Genomic DNA, 17005 nt, shown 5'->3' with positions numbered 1-17005 from the left:
CCGCCTGCCGCCGAGGAATCCCTGACTCAGATCGCCGACCCTGGCCCCGTCAGAACCGCGGCCAACTGCTCGCACATCCAGTCGAGCTCGTCGGGGCCAATGGTGAGAGGTGGGGCGAGACGAATGGTGGAGCCGTGGGTGTCCTTGGCGAGAACCGACCGGGCCAGCAGTGCTTCACACGCCTGCCGTCCGGTCATGAGGGCAGGGGCGATGTCGATGCCGGCCCACAGGCCGCTGCACCGGACGGCGACGGCGCCGTGCCCGATCAGGGATTCGAGCCGGTCATGGAGCTGTTTACCCAGTTTGGCTGCCCGTGCCTGGTAGTCGCCGCTGCGCAGCAACTCGACGACGGCGTGGCCGACGGCGGCGGCCAGCGGGTTGCCACCGAAGGTGGAACCGTGACTGCCAGGACCGATCACACCGAGGACGTCATGGCGGGAGACGACCGCGGAGACGGGCACGATTCCGCCGCCGAGAGCTTTGCCGAGTACGTAGACGTCAGGGGTGACGTCCTCGATATCGCAGGCGAACGTGGTGCCGGTACGGCCCAGTCCTGACTGGATTTCGTCAGCGATGAAGAGCACGTTCTCGCGGCTGCATATCTCGCGTACGCGCTGCAGGTAGCCCGGCGGCGGGATGAGTACGCCGGCTTCGCCTTGGATGGGTTCGAGCAGTACGGCCACGGTGCTCTCGTCGACGGCGTTCTCCAGGGCTGCGGCGTCGCCGAAGGGGACTGTGCGGAAGCCGGGTGTGAAGGGGCCGAATCCGTCGCGGGCGACGGGGTCGGAGGAGAAGCTGACAATGGTGGTGGTGCGGCCATGGAAGTTGCCGTCGGCGACGATGATGGTGGCGTGGTCCGGGGCAACGCCCTTGCGTTCGCGGCCCCATTTGCGCGCGACCTTGATGGCGGTTTCGACAGCCTCGGCGCCGGTGTTCATCGGCAGGACCGCATCCATGCCCGCGAGGTCGGCCAGGTCCTGGCAGAAGGGGCCGAGGCGGTCGTTGTGGAAGGCCCGGCTGGTCAGGGTGATGCGTTCGAGCTGCTCGCGGGCCGCGGCCAGCAACCGGGGGTGGCCATGGCCGAAGTTGATGGCCGAGTATCCCGCGAGGCAGTCCAGGTAGCAGCGGCCTTCGACATCGCTGACCCAGGCGCCCTCACCTGAAGCCAGCACCACGGGAAGGGGACGGTAGTTGTGGGCGATCGCCGTCTCGGCCAGGGACAGATGATGGGCAGTGTTCGAGTCGGGCGTGGGGTGGGTGTGCGTACTGGTGGTGGTCATAGCGGGGTCCTTGGTGCTTGTGCGAGGTGTCGGGGGGGGCAGGCGGTTGGTTCGGCTGCGGCCAGGTAGCCGGCGAGCAGGGCGCGGGCGACATCGCGTATCCGCTCGTCGGCAGGCATGAAGGTGGGTGAATGCAGCTGTTCGGAGCCCCCGCGGGTGCCCACGAACAACATCAGCGAGGGCAGGCGTTCGCAGTAGAAGGAGAAGTCGTCCGAGCCTGCCGACCTCAAGTCGCCACCGGTGCGCAGGCCGAGGCTGCCGAGCAGGGGCAGGGTCGCGGCGGTCAGCGCTTCGTCGTTGTGGAGGACGGGCTCTCCGTGCTCGATGGTCACCTCTGCGGTGCAGCCGTGGGTCTGTGCCACCAGCTTCGCGACCTCGGCCAGCCTCCGGTGCAGGGTGTGGCGGTCGCCGTCGTGCAGCGTCCGCAGCGTGCCGCGGGCTTCGGCGGTGCCGGGAATGACGTTGGCGGCCGTACCCGCCGCAAGGGTGCCCACGCTCAGCACGACATGTGACATCGGGTCGGCGCCACGGCTTACCAGGCTCTGCAGGGCGACGACGACGTGGGCCAGCGCGACGACGGGATCGCGGGTGCGGTGCGGGTAGGCGGCGTGACCGCCCTGGCCACGCACCGTGAGGGTGAACTCGTCAGCCGAGGCGTTGACTCCCCCGGGGGTGCAGGCGACGGTGCCGGGCGGCAGCAGCGGCTGGAGGTGCGCCCCTATCACGGCCTGGCACAACTCGCGGTCGAGAAGGCCGTCTTCGACGATGCTCTGGGCACCGGAAGGGTAGGTCTCCTCCCTCGGTTGCAGGACCGCCAGCAGCGGGGCGGGGCCACCGGTCCGGTCGACGGCGCGGGCGAGAGCGGTGAGCGCGGCCAGATGCACGTCGTGGCCGCAGGCGTGCATGATGCCCGGGTGTTCGGACGCCCACGGTGCACCCGTTGTCTCCTGCACGGCGAGCGCGTCGAGTTCGCCTCGTACCGCGACGGCGGGCCCGGGGCCACCGACACGGACGACGGCCCCGGTATCGGCGACCTTGGTGGTGGAACCGGCGGGCAGTGCGGCGAGCAGGAGATCGCGGGTGGGAGCTTCGGCACCGGACAGGCAGGGCCTTGCGTGAATGCGGTGGCGCAACTCCACAGCGGCCGGCAGTTCCGCCTCCAGCGCGGCGGCCAGCGTGGCGAGGTGGTGCTCGTTCATTCCGCGGTCTCCAGCCGATAGACGCGGCAGGCATTGTCGTGGCCGATCATGCGCACCACCTTGAGGGCGTCGTCGAAGGCCCATTCCCCGCTGTCGGTCCATGTGGTGAGGGCTTTGGCCATACCGCGCCGCCACAGCAGGGCCCCAAGGTGGTGCAGTTCGGGCGGCCCCCAGGCGTCCGAGGAGAAGAGGATCTTGGCGAACGGGGCGAGTTCCAGTGACTCGGCGATGACGGCATCGGAGCGCACCCCGGTGTAGTTGATGCCGAGCCCGACATCGAAGTACACGTGCGGGAAGACCTGGGCGAGATAGCCCGCGTTGCGCTGGAAGGGGTAACAGTGCAGCAGCAAGAGGTCGGTGCCGTGCGGTTCCACGTTCTTGATGAAGCGGGTGAGCAACAGCGGGTCGCACCGATGGAGCTCGACGTCCGGATCGCCGTACCCGGCGTGCAGCTGGATCGGCAGACCGCGGTCGACACCGCACCACAGGATGAAGCGCAGCAGGACCGGGTCGTCGACGCGGATTGTGCCGGTGTCTTCGCACGCGGCGAGCCAGGGGTCCGCCGCAGCGGCTACCTCAATGTCGGCGGGACGTCCGGGGTCGAAGTCGAAGCCGTGGCGGTAGGCGATGATGCTCTTGAGACCGACCGCGGTGGCCGTGCGCGCGGCCAGGGTCTCGCGGAACCGGTCAGGGAGGGCGGCGGCTGTGACACCGGCGCGCACCACGTCTTCCAGCACGGTCTCCAGGCGCACCACCTCGTCGACGCGGCGGCCGGAGGCGGTGGCCATGCCCTGGACGTCGAGGATGTCTTCCCCCTTGTAGCCGGTCTCCAGCAGGTAGTGTCCGACGCCGGAGGCCCCGAGAAACCTGCGGTTGACCTCCTCCGTGCCGAGTTCGCGGCGCCGAGCCAGATAGGCAACAGGATCGGCATGCGGTGCAAGACCGAGAACGGGGGCGCACCAACGGCGGATTGCGAAGCCGATCTGTGAGTCGAACTGCGTCATCCACGGGGGGACCGGGCGGTCGGACTCGGTGAGCAGATGCTCCAGTGCGGCACGGTCGACTTCATCACGCAGAGCGCCGTGTACGTGATGGTCGATGAGGGGAAGCTGTTCGATCTCCGCTACGAGCAGGTCAGTAGACATTCCGCACCCTCCGGATGCGCTCAGCGTCGTCCATGCCGTCGAGTTGGGCGAGTTCGGACCGTTTGACGGACAGGTGGGTGGCCAGGAGCTGAGGGTCGAACCAGGACCGGACGGTGTGGTCCTTCTCCAGGGCGTCCAGGGCCTCGTCGAGGCTCGCAGGCAGGGATGGGACATGGGCGAGCCCGGCGTCGTCGGTGTCCTCCGGCCACACGATGGGCTCGTCGTAGTGGCCGGTCAGGCCCGCCAGACCGGCGCGGACCAGGACGGCCAGAGCGAGCCAGGGGTTGGCGGTGGCGTCGGCAGCCCGGTATTCGAGGTTGAACTGGGCGCCGGGGTCAGAGCCACCCAGTGCAGTGGTGGGGCAGATGCGCAGCAGCGCCTCGCGGTTGTGCTCGGCCAGGAACACCCCACCGGCACTCCAGCGGTGAGGCGTCAGGCGCAGGAAGGACACCGGACTGGGTGCGGTCAGGCCCGCGAGGGCGGGGGCGTGGGCGAGGATCCCGGCGCTGAACTGGGCACCGGTGGCGGAGAGCCGTCCGGGGCGCTGCGGGTCGTAGAGGGCGGGGCGTCCGGAAGCGTCGCGCAGACTCAGATGGATGTGCACACCGTTCCCGACTCCGGCGCCGGCAAGGAGGGGGGAGAAGGTGACGGGCAGCCCTCTGCGCCGGGCCAGGTCACGGACGAGTTCCTTGAGAAGGACGGCGCGGTCGGCCGCGACCAGGGCTTCGGAGGGGCGCAGGGTGAGCTCGAACTGGCCGTCGCCGTACTCGGGAATCCATGTCTCCGGCTCAAGACCGGCGTGCTCCAACAGCCGCACCAGGTCCGTACCGAAGGGTTCGGCGTCCCTGAAGCGGCGCAGCGAGAACGGGGCGCTCTCGGTCAGTCCGCCGAGGACGAATTCATGCTCGAAGGCTGCGACGACCTCCAGACCGGTGCGTTCGCGCAGTTCTGTCAGGGCGTCGCGCAAGACGGTACGTGGGCAGCAGGGCCAGGGCTGCCCGTCCGGCAAGGTCTGGTCCGCAAGGTAGAGCAGCATGCCGGGATCGGTGCCGTCTGCCGGTATGCCGACCGCGGTGGCAGCGTCGGGGACCAGCCGCAGGTCGCCGCGGGAGCCGAAGACGTTGTCGGGGGCGATCGGCCCGAAGGAGGAGATGGCGAGGTTCGCGGGTACCCAGCCGGTGCCGCTGCGCAGCACCGCGTCGTGTGCGGCAGAGGGCACTGATCGGCCCCGCACCAGCCCGGCCAGGTCGCAGGTGGCGACGAAGACCGTGGTGGAGCCGTCGGCGAGGAAGGTCATGAAGTCACCTTTGTGTTGTCAGCGGTCGGCGCGGGGCCCTGTTCCTGTTCGCCGCCGGTGGTCCCGTTCAGCTCACTGGTGAGGCGGGTGCCGATGCGCCGTGCGAGCGAGGGCGCGAGCAGGACGATGGCGACGCCGGTCAGGCACCAGGCGGCGGTGACCCAGGGGAAGTAGCTGTAGGGCGCGCTGTGCCCCACGGCCTGCTTGAAGAAGACGAAGCAGAGGTAGCCCAGGCCGATGAGGGGGATGGGCAGTTCGCGGCGGGGGATGGTGCCGCGGCCCGAGAGGGTGAAGACGATGACGCCGATTCCGGCGAGGGCGTAGACCACCAGGACACACAACACGCCGATGGTCGCGTACCAGTAGTAGGTGTCGAACGCGGAGGTGCCCAGGCCGTACATGCCCGCGGCCAGTGCGCCTCCCACTCCGCCACACAGCCACAGGGCCCTGGTGGGTGCGCCGGTGGCGGGATCGGTCCGGGCCAGTGCCGCCGGCCCGAAACCGTCGCGGGCCAGGGCGAGGACCATGCGGGAGGCCGCGGCGGACGAGGACAGCGCGGCAGCGAAGGCGGAGGCCACCGCGGTAAAGGCGACGACGAGCGAGAACCAGGTGCCTATGTAGCTGTCGGAGAGCGTCACCAGCGCTGACTCCGCCCCGGCGAACGCACTCACTCCCTCGTCGTCGGTGCCGAATCCGATGGTCTGGACGAACATCATCAGGATGTAAAGGACGCCGGTGAGCAACACGCTGCCCGCCAGGGCACGGGGGATGTTGCGCCGGGGGTCATCGGTCTCCTCCCCCAGGGACGCGCAGGCTTCGAACCCGGCCCAGGACAAGAAGGCGAAGACGGTCGCGGTCATCACGGCGCCATAGCTGGCTGTGCCGGGTGTGAACACCGACAGGTCGAACGGCTGGTGGCGAGGGGCTGACCCGGTGCTCGTGCGACCGAGCACGACGACCGCGAGCAAAAGCATGGCCACGATGCCGATGCCTTCGACGACCAGCAGAGTGCGGGCAGTGACCCGGGTGTCACGTGCGTTGAGCACGGTGACACCCACGCCGGCGGCGATGGCCACGGCAGCCCAGGGGCCTGCGGACGTCACACCGAGGGCGTGCAAGAACGCGTGGGCGAAGACGCCGGTCGCGGCGAGGGTGCACACGAGGAAGGCAAGGTAGGCGCCCAGCAGAGCGAAGCCGCCGAAGAACCCAGCGCGGGGTCCGATGGTAGCCCCGGCCAGGGCGTAGACGGATCCGGCGTGGTGGAAGTTCTGGGTCAGCCGCCAGAAGCCGTAGCCGACGACAGCGACGCCGAGGAGGCCGAGCAGGAAGACGAGAGGCACCGCCTTGCCCACCGTGGCCGCGACTCCCGCGCCGTTGATACCCATCGCCAGGGTGGGGCCCATGAGGCCGACGGAGAGAGCCAACGCCTCCCAGAGACGCAGTTTACGTGGGGTATGAGGGTGATCGGGCACGACGTACTCCCGAGCAGGAAGGGGGCCGCGTGGATGGGGCCCGGGGAACCCTCATGAAATATTCATTACAAGCTGCGCGTCAATGGTGGAGCTGAAACAAATTTTTCAGACGGCACCGCTCCCGCCCCGCCACGTGTCCTCCGCCGCTCGCAGCCGCTCTTCGGCCGCCGTGCCCAGGCGCGCGTGCACGGCGGCGACCAGGGTCTCGACCAGCGCCAGGGGGGCCACGATGCTGTCGAACGGACTGGGCGCCTCGACCCGCGCGGGGAGCACCACGTCGGCGAACTCGGCCACGGGCGACAGCCACGGATCAGTGAACAGCACGACCTTCGCCCCCCGCTCACGGGTGTGCCGGGCCAACTCCACGATGTCGTCCTGATAGCGGCGGAAATCGAAGACCACGCACACGTCCCGCCGGCCCACATCGACCCGGAATCCCGCGTCCCGCCCCGGGGAGGGGGTGTGCACGACCGTGCCAGGGCGCAACAACCGGAGGTGCAGATCCAGATATTCGGCCAGGAGCTGGGAGAATCGCCCGCCGAAGCATACGATCCGCTTGCCCGGATCGCAGATCAGACCCACCGCACGGTCGAACTCCTGCTCGGGCAAGGCCGTGAACGTCTGCCCCAGCGCGGCGATGCCCACCCGCCGTGCTGCTTCCACCAGCTCGGACGTCGGCGAGTCGGCGCCGATCACCGGCGCCAGGGTCAGTGGCGACGCCTGGCGCGCCTGCACCTCCTCGCGCAACGATTGCTGGAACTGCCGGTAGCCCTCGAACCCGAGCCGTGCGACAAAACGCACGACGGTGGGTGCGCTGACCCCCGCTTGTGAGGCCAGCCCCGACGCGGAGTCCAGCCCGGCGGCCGGGTAATTGGCCGTCAACTCCCGGGCAATCTTCATCTCGGCCCGGGACAGGCCACCCTGAACGCGGCGCAGCCGCTCGGCCACGGTGACTCCCAGTCCAGAAGGCTCCTCCGCACCGCTCACTGGCTGCGCGCCCCCGGGGCGGTTCGAATCATCACTGTGCTCTCCGGCCCGGCCAGCCATGGATTTCCCCTCTCCGCACTGCTTAACGCGACGATCGTTCCACACGCCCGGCGGACTACCGGGCCCCCAGGCCCCTTCGCGCCGTACGACAAAGGGCGAGGCTCCGGCACCGCCGGTGTCCAAGGGCGAAGCCCCGGCTCCGCCGGCACTGGTATTCCGCTGCGAGTGTCGTTGACAGGCGGCCACCGCAACGACGTCACCCAGCTGCTACCACTCGTCGACTCCGTTCCTTCCGTCCACGGCCGAGCGGACGGCCTCGGCACAATCTCCGAGCCCTCTACATCGACCGTGGCCACGACATCAACCGCCGTCGCCTGCCGGCGCGGAACATCACCCCGAAGATCACGCGTCGCCGACAGCAGCACGGCTCGGGTCTGGAACGCGTGCGGTGGGTCGCCGAATCCGCCATCGCCCACCTCCACTGGCCACGCCGCTTGCGCGTCCGCTCGGAGGCGCCGGACGACGTGCACGACGCCTTCCTGCAACTGGCTCACTGCATGCTCCTCGCTCGCAGCCCCCTGGCCTTCCGTTAGTCGGAGCCAGGCGTACGATCATTCACCCCATTGGTCATGGAGGACGTCGGCCAGGTCGGTCCCCGGTTCGGTGGCTCCGTGGTGGAGCGCGTGTTCGGTCCAGATGATGTTGCCGCGGGGGTGTAGCGGGTGCCCCAGCGTTCGGCGCGCTGGGCGACGAGGAACATGCCGCGGCCGCCCTCGTCGGTGGTGGCTGCCCGGCACAGGTGTGGGGGTGCTGGAGCCGTCGGAGACCTCGCAGATCAGGTTGAGGTGACGCAGCATCCGCACCTTGATGGGCTGGGTGCCGTGGCGGATAACGTTGGTGATCAGCTCGGCGGGAAAAACAATCTCCTCAAGTCCCCAGGCCTCCAGCCGACGGGTGCACTGGGTGCGGATGGAGGCGACCGCTGCGGGGTCGGACGGGACGTCCCACTGGGCGACCTCCCCGGGGGCCAACAGTCGCACTGCGGGCCACCAGCAGGGCGATGTCGTCGCTGGGGCATTCGGGAAGCCTCGCGTCGAGGATGTCCCGCAGGTCTCCTCCGGGGGAGAGGCTCGGTCGTCCGGTCAGGGCAGTGCGCAGGATACCGAGGCCGGTATCGAGGTCGTGGTGGCGGTTCTCAATGAGTCCGTCGGTGTAGAGGACGATGCGGGAGCCTTCGAGCAGGTGGAGTTCGGCGGTTTCGATCGGGAGGCCGCTCCCCGGGGCGGATAGGCAGGCACGTCGGGGAAATCCGCGGTGCCGTCGGGGCACCCGACGGGCGGGTGGGGGTGGCCAGCGCGGGCCAGGGTGCAGTGCCCACTGACCGGGTCGTAAATCGCGTACAGGCAGGTGGCGCCGGCCACGGCGTGACTGCTCGGCTGTTTGGTCCTGGTCGATTGGGTCAACCAGCTCATCACTCCCCCGCCGCCAACAGCTTCGTGCCCCGCAACGGCCCGGAGAGGCGGGCTCGTTCGGCGCGGCGCTTCGCTCTTACCACGTCCCCGCAACGCCGGCATCCGTGCACGTGGTGCCGACGCACATACCAGAAGAAGAATGCCCGTCAGGGGGTTGCGGGCTTCGCGTATCGCGCCAACTCCCGGATGCCTTCGAGGACCTCGTCGGCCGTGGGCGCGTTGGCCGGGTCGCTGAGGCTCTGGAACATCACACCCGACATGAGCGCCGCCTGGATCATTCCCAGGGTGCGGGCGGAGTGGTCGGATACCGCCTCTTCCGGCGTGCTCTGCAGGATCGCGGCCATCCCGCGCCAGCCCTGTGAGACGCCGTCGGCCAGCCGAGGACGAATGTCGGGTTGACGCTGAGCCTGTAGAAAGAGCTCAACAGTGGCCGTCCACAGGTCCGGGTGCGTGCGGAACTGCTCGACGAGGGACTCCCACATGCGCGCGAAGCCCGCCGCCGCGTCGTGGCCGCCCTCGGGCGCCAGAGCTCGGCCGAGACTGTCCCCCCATTCGTCCAGCAGCTCGTACAGCGCCTGCGTCAGCAGCGTCTCGCGGGAGCCGTAGTGGTAACCGATCGCGGCGGTGCTCACGCCTGCCGCGGTGGCGATGTCCCGGACGCTGGTGCGGTCGTATCCCTTCTCCCGCAGACAGCGCTTGGCGCCGGCCAGGAGGTCCTCGCGGTTTCCCATGCCGGGAGCGTACATCGGTTTGCGCGAGCGAGTCATGCGATCGTTTTGCACGAACGCATTGCACGGACGCATTGCACGATCGTTCAAATCGTGGTTACGGTCTTGCCACTACTCGACCGGCATGGGAGCGAACCATGAAGAAAGTCGCGTTGGCGGGCCTCGGTATCGCCCTGCTTGCCACATCCGGACTGGTCGTCCAGGCGTCTTCCGCCTTGACGGCCCCTGACCCGTCAACGGCCCGCGATCCCTCTCTCGTGCACACCTCGGGCGGAGTCGTGCGTGGGACAGTCGGCTCCCGTGTGCGGTCCTTCCAGGGCATCCCGTATGCCAAGGCCGCCCGTTTCGCCGCGCCCCGCCCGGCCGACCGGTGGCGCGGGGTGCGTGACACCACCAAGCCCGGCAAGTGGTGCGCGCAGCCCGCCGGTCTGCCCATCGGCAAGCCCAGCACCGACGAGGACTGCCTCAACCTGAACGTCACCACCCCCGTGGGCAAGAGCGGGAAGCGGCCGGTGATCGTGTGGGTCCACGGCGGCAGCATGATGTTCGGGATGGGTCATCTCTACGGCCCCGACAGGCTCGCGGCCGACGGCGCGATCGTCGTATCGATGAACTACCGGCTCGGCGCCACCAGCTTCCTCACCCATCCCGGCCTCCCGGATTCCGGCGGCCTGGCACAGGAAGACCAGCGGGCCGCACTGCGCTGGGTGCGCCAGAACATCGCCAGGTTCGGCGGAGACGCCTCCAACGTGACGCTCATGGGCGAATCCGGCGGCGGATACTCCGTATGCGGGCATCTGGCCTCACCGGCCTCGAAGGGGCTCTTCCAGCGGGCGATCATCCAGAGCGCGCCCTGTGGCGCTCCCGGCGGTGCATCCCGCACCCGGGCCGAGGCACGGGCCGAAAGCAACAAGGTCATCGGCAAGACCCGCTGTGCCACCGTCTCCGACGTGGCCGACTGCCTGCGCAAGCTCCCGATCGAGGACCTGCTGGCCGCCTACGGCACCCATCGGGAGCCGCGCCCCGTCAGCGGCACGCGCAGCCTGCCTCTTCCGGTCGACCAGGCGCTGCGCAAGGGCCGTATCAACCGCGTCCCAGTTCTCGTCGGCGTCAACCACGACGAGGAGAACGGCATGATCCTCGGTCAGGAACTGGCGACCCACAAGCCGATGCCGGCCAACGCCTACGAACCGGCCGTCCGGCAGGAGTTCGGCCGGCGAGCCGACGCCGTCCTGCGGCGGTATCCGCTGGGCAGCTCAGCGGGCCGGACGCTGGCCAAGGTCAAGACCGACGCCATCTGGTCAGTGCCCACCCTGAACACAGCCAGGGTTCTGTCGCGCTGGACACCCACCCGCATGTACGAGTTCGCCGACCAGAAGACCCCCTGGTTCAAGGACACCGCCACCCCGAGCTTCCCGCCCGCGGCCCAGCACATGGCCGAGCTGCCGTACCTGTTCGATCTGGCGCTGTTCGAGAGGCTGTCGGACGGCCAGGCGGCCCTGGGCAACCGGATGATCGGGGCCTGGAGGCGCTTCGCCGCCACCGGCGACCCCAACGGCGCCGGGGAGACGGCCTGGCCCCGTCTGACCGACAGCCAGGGCCGGACCGGCTGGCACGTACAGTCACTGACCAGAGGCACCTGGAAGCGCGCCGACTTCCTCAAAGACCATCACTACCGTTTCTGGAACACCGGCAGCCGCTGAACCCGACGGCTGGCTGCAGCGAACGCGGCGTTGGAAAGGCAGGGCGTTCTCTGCCCTGTAGCGCTCGACCACGAAGGCTCTCATCGTCGTCTCCGTCTCGTGGGTCTCGTACTCACGCCGCGTTCGGCGCCAGGGCCAGGCCCTGCTTGACGAGCCGAGTGACGTCGTCGGCGAGGATCTCGGGCAGACCCTGCTGGATGCCGTCCAGGGCCTGGGCGGCCACGTCGGCGGGGTCGGCCTTCTGATCGGCCGGAATGACACTGGCCATGTCTGTGTCCATGTATCCGACGTGCAGTGCCGAGACGGTGATGCCGCGGGGCGCCAGTTCCTCGCGGACGGCGCCGGTCAGCGCCCAGGCGGCGGCCTTGGCTGCCGCGTAGGCCCCGACGCCGGCGGGGTGCAGCCAGGACAGCACGGACAGGACGTTGAGGACGGCGCCGCCGCCGTTGCCCTCGATAACCGGTGCGAAGGCCCGGGTCACGGCGAGCGGCCCGAAGAAATTGGTCGCCATCTCCAGGCGCACCGCGGCCGGGTCGCCGGCGAGCAACGGGGTGCCGGTGGAGATCCCCGCGTTGTTCACCAGCAGCGTCGCGTCCGAGGCGATGCGCGCCGCCGCCCGGATCGATTCCTCGTCGGTCACGTCCAGGCGAAGCGGGGTGACACCGGCCAGGTCCACGCTCTCGGGTCGGCGGGCCGCCGCGTAGACCGTGGCCCCGCGGTCCAGAAGCTGGGTGGCCAGCTGCCGTCCCAGCCCCCGGTTGGCCCCGGTGACCACGGCGACCGCGTTCTTGAGTTCCATGTCTGCTCCCTGCACTGCTGGCGCCCGGCGGCCGGGCCGCGAACCATTAGATTACGTATGCAATCTAAATTCACTATAGGATAGATGACGCCTGACATCCAACAGGAGGTGACCGATGGGTCGCGCATCACAGACACAGGCACAGAAGAACCGCGAGCGGGTGGTGCAGACCGCCTCCCGGCTCTTCCGCGAGCAGGGCACCCACGTCAGCGTCGCCGACCTGATGAAGGCGGCGGGCCTGACCCACGGCGGCTTCTACAAGCAGTTCGCCTCCAAGGAGGCACTCGTCGACGAGGCCACCGCGCACGCCTTCGCCGAACTCGCCCAGCTCCACAGGTCCGGGATCGAGCGGCACGCGGGGCAACGCGAGGCCGCGCAGCGGGAGCTGATCGGCACGTATCTCTCCTTGGAACACCGCGACAACGCGGCGGACGGCTGCCCCGCCGCCGGGCTCGCCGCCGACATGGCGCGGGAAAGCAGTCATCACGAGGCCCACCGCGTCTACGCCGAGGGTGTGCGCGCCTTCGCCGAAGCGCTCGCCACCGAGGACCAGGACGGCACCGTCCGGCTGTGCACCATGCTCGGAGCCCTCGTCCTGGCTCGCGCCACCAAGGACTCCCCGCTCTCGACGGAGATCCTCACCACCGTACGCGCAGCCTTGACGGAAACCGGCTGATCCGGAGGACCATCCGTTTGCCCGTCTCCCACGCACGGTGTGCCGGCTCAGCCTTCGCCCTCCCGGACACGAGTTCCGCGTCCTCGCCCACTGCGTCCTCGCCCCGTCCTCCTGACGCGGAGCCTTGACGACATGTGAGCCTGGGCCCACGGCCGCGAAGCTGAGGGCCTGTATCCGTCAGGAGTGCGCGCAGCCGCCGGGGATCGCGGACGGCGTCCGTCGGGTTGGTGGCACTCACCGGGACCGTGTGCGCGCGGTCGTCGGCGGGGACGCCGAGCGAGCGGGGTCGGTGGACCGACGGAGAGCGGGCAACGGCCGCGCCGTCCCTCGGCTTTCCGAAGCCTTGAAACGACTTGATACGACGCGGCCGTTCACACCGATGCCGAAGTGCTGGGCTACGAGTGATCGTTGTGGAGGCTGACAGTGGCGATCGCCGGGGGAAGGGCCCGGGACGAGGTGACCCGCAGCCGAATCTTGCCAGTGGTGACTGATTCCGACAGCTTCAGGATGCGGCGGTAGCCGATCGTGGTGGCGTTGCCGGCCTCCTTCCAGGACGTGCCGTCCCAGACATCGACGGCGAAGCCCGACGTGCGCTGACCCACCTTGATGTTCTCCTTAAGGTTCACCGTGTTGAAGGTCTTCTGGGAGCCGAGGTCCAGGACGAGGTTTCCGGTGGTGCCCGTGGGCTGCCACGCGGTGTCATCGGTGTTGTCCAGCACATTGCCCGGGTCGTTCCCGGCGGTGTGCGAGGTGCCTGTGTCGTCGGCGGCGGTCGCGCCCTTGGCAAGGTCCGTGTCGAAGGTGGAGCGAATCCACCCGCCGAACTCCTGCATCCGCTTCTCCTCCGCTTCCGGGACCTTGCCGCGGTTGTCCGGAGCGACGTTCAGCAGGAGCTGGCAGTTCTTGCCCACCGAATTGCGGTACATGTTCTGCAGAGTGGCCAGGGAACTCGGCTGCACGTCCTTGTTCCAGAACCAGTACTTCTTGTTGGTGTCGCCGCGATCCTCCTGCAGCCTCCCGTCGCATTCGGCCGGGTGCCAGGCCAGGTAGTCCGAATCCGTGGTCAGCTTGTCGTCGCCGGCGATGTTGTCGTCCTGATAGCCGTACGTCGGGTTGCGTTCGCCGTCCGGATCGGCTTTACCGGTCTGCGGGACGACGCTCCACTCGCTGGGACGCGTAGTGAGCCCGTCCTCGTTGCCGACCCAGCGGATGTCCGGGCCGCCGAAGACGGCGGCCGACGGCTGGAGCGTGCGGACCATCTTGAACCAGTCGGTGAAGTTGTAGCTCTGGTCGAGACCCGCGTCCTTCCACGGGTTGGCTCCGTCCAACCACACCTCGTCGAACTTGCCGTACTTGGTGAGCACCTCATACAGGGTGTTCATGTAGTAGCGGTTGTAGTCGTCGGCCTCGAAGGTGAACTTCGGGCCTGAGCCGCCGTTGCTCGGGATTGTCGTGGTCTTCTTCTCGCTGCCGTTGCCGTACCTGCCCTGGCCGCCGGGAGTCCGGTCGCGGTCGTCATAGGTCGACTGCTCAACCGTGGACAGGGGCTGTCCCGCGTCGTGCTTCTTGACGATGTCCGGGACCCACTTCTCCTTCCACCGCTTGTGCGGCAGCTCCGCACCGTCGGCCGGCGAAACGTAGACACCGACCTTGAGACCGGCCTCGCGCGCGGAGTCGGCGAACTCCTTGAGGACGTCGCCCTGGCCGTTTCTCCAGGAGCTGGAGGCCACCCCGTGGCTGGAGTGAGCCGAGGGATACAGCAGCATCCCGTCATGGTGCTTGGCGGTGAGGATGACCTTCTTGAATCCCGCTTCCTTGAACGTGCGCGCCCACTGATCGGTGTCGAGGCTGGAAGGATTGAAGACGTCCGGGTCCTCGGCTCCTGAGCCCCATTCCCTTCCAGTGAAGGTGTTCGGCCCGAAGTGGACGAACCCGGTCAACTCCTCGTACTGCCACGCCAGTTGCCGCGACGTCGGCGTCACCTTCGCTGCCTTCTCGCGGATCTGCTCCGGTGAGTCCGAGTCGTCGATGGTGACAACGGGATTCCCCGGATCGGCCGCACGCGCCGCGTGGTTCTCCTGCGCGGCCGACGAGCCCGCGGGCAGTACGCCGCTGCCGCACGCGGCGAGAACGACAAGCGCGGCGGTCGCGGTCCGCCCGACCCTCCGACGACGGGCTTGGGGCGTACCACCTGTGAGTCTGGACATGAGCCTTTCTCCTATTGGTGTGGGGGTGAACGGTCAGGGCGCGGGCCGGTCGGTTCGGGCCCCTTCATACGGTGGGGGGTGCCGGGCGGCGCCTGTCAGTTCGGGGAGAGCTGGCTCTTCGGAACGATCTGCTGGGGCGTATTGGGGCTGGACCAGAGCAGCTTCATGTATGCCTCGCCGGTCTGCTCGGTGTGCTCGACCTTGATGGCGTACTTCTTGCCCGCCTGAAGGTCGACGGCGGCCTTGTCGACCGCCTGGTTGTGCGGGGTCGTGTTGTCGATGACGAGCTTCCCGTCGATCCAGACCCGCGCGGTGTCGTCCGAGACGGTCGTGAACTGGTACTTCTCGCTGTAGCGCGGCTCGATCGTGCCGGTCCACCGGGTGCTGAAGTGGTCCGTGGGGATGTTCTCGGCAGGCGAGCCACGGAAGCGCCAGGCGTTGTTGATGGTCGGGTCGGTGCGCGTGACCTTCGGGCTCCCCGACAGCTGGTCGTTGTCGAAGATCTCGGCCTTCAGGCCGGTGCCGCTCCCCTCGGCCGTGGGAGAGGCCGGGGTGATCGACAGCTTGATCACCGTGGCGGCCGAGTTCGTGGCATTGCCGGACGGGGTGATGTCGTATCCGTCACCCGACTTGGTGACCTTGACCTTCTGATCGCTGCCGAGCACGCGCGCGCTGTCGACCTTGAACGGTGTCCTGGCGGTGAGATGCAGCGGCTTGCCCGCCCCGGGCCACTTGTAGACCGAGGCGTACAGGTCGTTGCCCGACCGGCTGACCACACCCCAGTCCGGCTCGGATACGACGCCGGGGAAGCCGGCCTTGGAGACCGCTGCCCCCTGCCCGGCGTGGTTCTGCCAGTCGCCCATCGCCTTCAGCGCGTCGGTGGCCTTGGCGGGTACGCGTCCGAGCTTGTCGGGGCCGACGTTGAGCAGGTAGTTGCCGCTCCGGCTCGTGGTGTTCAGCAAGTTGCGGGTCAGCTCGGTGCCCGACTTCCACTTGTCGTCCCAGCGCGCGTAGCCCCAGCTGCCGTTGATGGTCATGCAGCTCTCCCAGAGCTGTCCGTCCACGGGCGCCTCGGGGATCTCCTGCTCCGGTGTGCCGTAGTCGCCGTCGGCCACCCGCCGCTTGCCGACCCGGTTGTTGATGACCAGGTCCGGGCTCAGGCCGCGCAGGTAGGACTCCAGCTCCTCGCCGTCGCGTGCGGACCACCGGTTGGTGGGGTTGTCCGTGTCCCACTCGCCGTCGAACCACAGCAGGTCCGGGTCGTAGTTGTCGATCAGCTCCTTGAGCTGCGCGTGCATCCGCTTCTTGTACTGCGGGAACGTGTCGGCGTTCGGGAAGTCGGGGTCGTGCCAGTCCCAGATCGAGTAGTAGAGGCCCAGCTTGATCCCTTCGGCGTCGGCGGCCTTCTTCAGTTCGGCGAGGATGTCGCGGTTCTTGTCGAAGGACGAGTGGTCCCGCAGGTTCCAGTTGTTCTGCTTGGTCGGCCACATCGCGTAGCCGTCGTGGTGCTTGGCGGTGATGACGATGTACTTCTGGCCGGCGCTCTTGGCCGCCGCGACGAGGGCCTTGGCGTCGAAGTCCTTCGGATCGAAGGTCGCGGCCTGCTTCTCGTACTCGTCCTTCGGGATCTTGCACTCGCGCATGATCCACTCCGCGTTCCGGCACACCGTCCCGTCGGGGCGCTTGTATTCGCCTTCGAGGTTCGAGTAGGCGCCGAAGTGGACGAACATGCCGAACCTGTCATCGCGGAACCACGAAGTGCGCTCGGAGGTGAAGGGGTCGTCCGTCGCGTAGTTCGTCCCCGGGCCGGGCTCGGCGGCAGCTGCCGCTCCCCGCCTCGGCTCGGCGGACGACGCCGTTGCCGGGACGAGCGCCAGCGAACCGGTGGCGAGTGCGACGGTCAGCGCGATCGCTCTGCCTCTTGTGGAAAACATGGTCGTGTACCTCTCCTCTTCTGCTGTCCGCGGCGCGCGCACGGTGACAGGCCCGTCCCTCCGGGCCTCTCAGCCACGACGTGCGCCGCAGCGGCGGTGGATATTC

12 protein-coding genes and 2 pseudogenes are annotated in these 17005 nt (G+C 68.6%); 3 read left to right on the top strand and 11 right to left on the bottom strand.

What is annotated here, in order from left to right; genetic code table 11:
* Positions 1-26: 26 nt before the first annotated feature.
* The 6 genes from rocD to ACTWQF_RS09090 all read right to left on the bottom strand — a co-directional run bounded on the left by rocD (position 27) and on the right by ACTWQF_RS09090 (position 7341).
* On the bottom strand, positions 27-1280 hold the full coding sequence (gene rocD, locus ACTWQF_RS09115) for an ornithine--oxo-acid transaminase (RefSeq protein ID WP_443278680.1): 1254 nt from the start codon (positions 1278-1280) through the stop codon (positions 27-29).
* Complete coding sequence (locus tag ACTWQF_RS09110) at positions 1277-2479, bottom strand: M20 metallopeptidase family protein (protein ID WP_443278679.1); 1203 nt, start codon at positions 2477-2479, stop codon at positions 1277-1279. Before ACTWQF_RS09110 ends, rocD begins: the two co-directional genes overlap by 4 nt.
* On the bottom strand, positions 2476-3624 hold the full coding sequence (locus ACTWQF_RS09105; RefSeq protein ID WP_443278678.1) for an amidohydrolase family protein: 1149 nt from the start codon (positions 3622-3624) through the stop codon (positions 2476-2478). The genes ACTWQF_RS09110 and ACTWQF_RS09105 overlap by 4 nt, the downstream gene beginning before the upstream one ends.
* Complete coding sequence (locus ACTWQF_RS09100; RefSeq protein WP_443278677.1) at positions 3614-4921, bottom strand: glutamine synthetase family protein; 1308 nt, start codon at positions 4919-4921, stop codon at positions 3614-3616. The genes ACTWQF_RS09105 and ACTWQF_RS09100 overlap by 11 nt, the downstream gene beginning before the upstream one ends.
* Positions 4918-6393: an APC family permease gene (locus ACTWQF_RS09095; RefSeq protein ID WP_443278676.1), complete on the bottom strand. Its 1476-nt coding sequence runs from the start codon at positions 6391-6393 to the stop codon at positions 4918-4920. The genes ACTWQF_RS09100 and ACTWQF_RS09095 overlap by 4 nt, the downstream gene beginning before the upstream one ends.
* 105 nt (positions 6394-6498) lie before the next feature.
* Positions 6499-7341: a MurR/RpiR family transcriptional regulator gene (locus ACTWQF_RS09090; RefSeq protein WP_443278675.1), complete on the bottom strand. Its 843-nt coding sequence runs from the start codon at positions 7339-7341 to the stop codon at positions 6499-6501.
* A gap of 189 nt (positions 7342-7530) precedes the next feature.
* Here ACTWQF_RS09090 and ACTWQF_RS09085 point away from each other — a divergent pair.
* A pseudogene (locus tag ACTWQF_RS09085) lies at positions 7531-7973 on the top strand (transposase); the annotation flags it as partial.
* Between the two features lie 18 nt (positions 7974-7991).
* Here the strand turns inward: ACTWQF_RS09085 and ACTWQF_RS09080 are convergent.
* Positions 7992-8853, bottom strand: a pseudogene (locus ACTWQF_RS09080) (SpoIIE family protein phosphatase); the annotation flags it as partial.
* Positions 8854-8998: 145 nt separating this feature from the next.
* Positions 8999-9583, bottom strand: a complete 585-nt coding sequence (locus tag ACTWQF_RS09075; RefSeq protein WP_443278674.1) for a TetR/AcrR family transcriptional regulator — start codon at positions 9581-9583, stop codon at positions 8999-9001.
* A 134-nt stretch (positions 9584-9717) separates the two neighbouring features.
* On the opposite strand from ACTWQF_RS09075, the gene ACTWQF_RS09070 reads away from it, so the two are divergent.
* Positions 9718-11283: a carboxylesterase/lipase family protein gene (locus tag ACTWQF_RS09070; RefSeq protein ID WP_443278673.1), complete on the top strand. Its 1566-nt coding sequence runs from the start codon at positions 9718-9720 to the stop codon at positions 11281-11283.
* Between the two features lie 112 nt (positions 11284-11395).
* On the opposite strand, the gene ACTWQF_RS09065 is transcribed toward ACTWQF_RS09070, so the two are convergent.
* Entirely contained in the window at positions 11396-12082 is a 687-nt protein-coding gene (locus tag ACTWQF_RS09065) for an SDR family oxidoreductase (protein WP_443278672.1), read from the bottom strand.
* Between the two features lie 115 nt (positions 12083-12197).
* Between ACTWQF_RS09065 and ACTWQF_RS09060 the strand changes: the two genes are divergently transcribed.
* Entirely contained in the window at positions 12198-12758 is a 561-nt protein-coding gene (locus ACTWQF_RS09060; protein WP_443278671.1) for a TetR/AcrR family transcriptional regulator, read from the top strand.
* A 395-nt stretch (positions 12759-13153) separates the two neighbouring features.
* On the opposite strand, the gene ACTWQF_RS09055 is transcribed toward ACTWQF_RS09060, so the two are convergent.
* Both ACTWQF_RS09055 and ACTWQF_RS09050 read right to left on the bottom strand, forming a co-directional pair.
* Positions 13154-14965, bottom strand: a complete 1812-nt coding sequence (locus ACTWQF_RS09055; RefSeq protein ID WP_443278670.1) for an alpha-L-fucosidase — start codon at positions 14963-14965, stop codon at positions 13154-13156.
* A 95-nt stretch (positions 14966-15060) separates the two neighbouring features.
* Positions 15061-16899, bottom strand: a complete 1839-nt coding sequence (locus ACTWQF_RS09050) for an alpha-L-fucosidase (protein ID WP_443278669.1) — start codon at positions 16897-16899, stop codon at positions 15061-15063.
* Between the last annotated feature and the right edge of the window lie 106 nt (positions 16900-17005).

The sequence above is a fragment of the Streptomyces sp. 8N114 genome (genome assembly GCF_052245835.1).
Taxonomy (GTDB): domain Bacteria; phylum Actinomycetota; class Actinomycetes; order Streptomycetales; family Streptomycetaceae; genus Streptomyces.
Note: the sequence above shows the minus strand (reverse complement) of the source record. Positions and strands in the feature narration are given on the sequence as shown.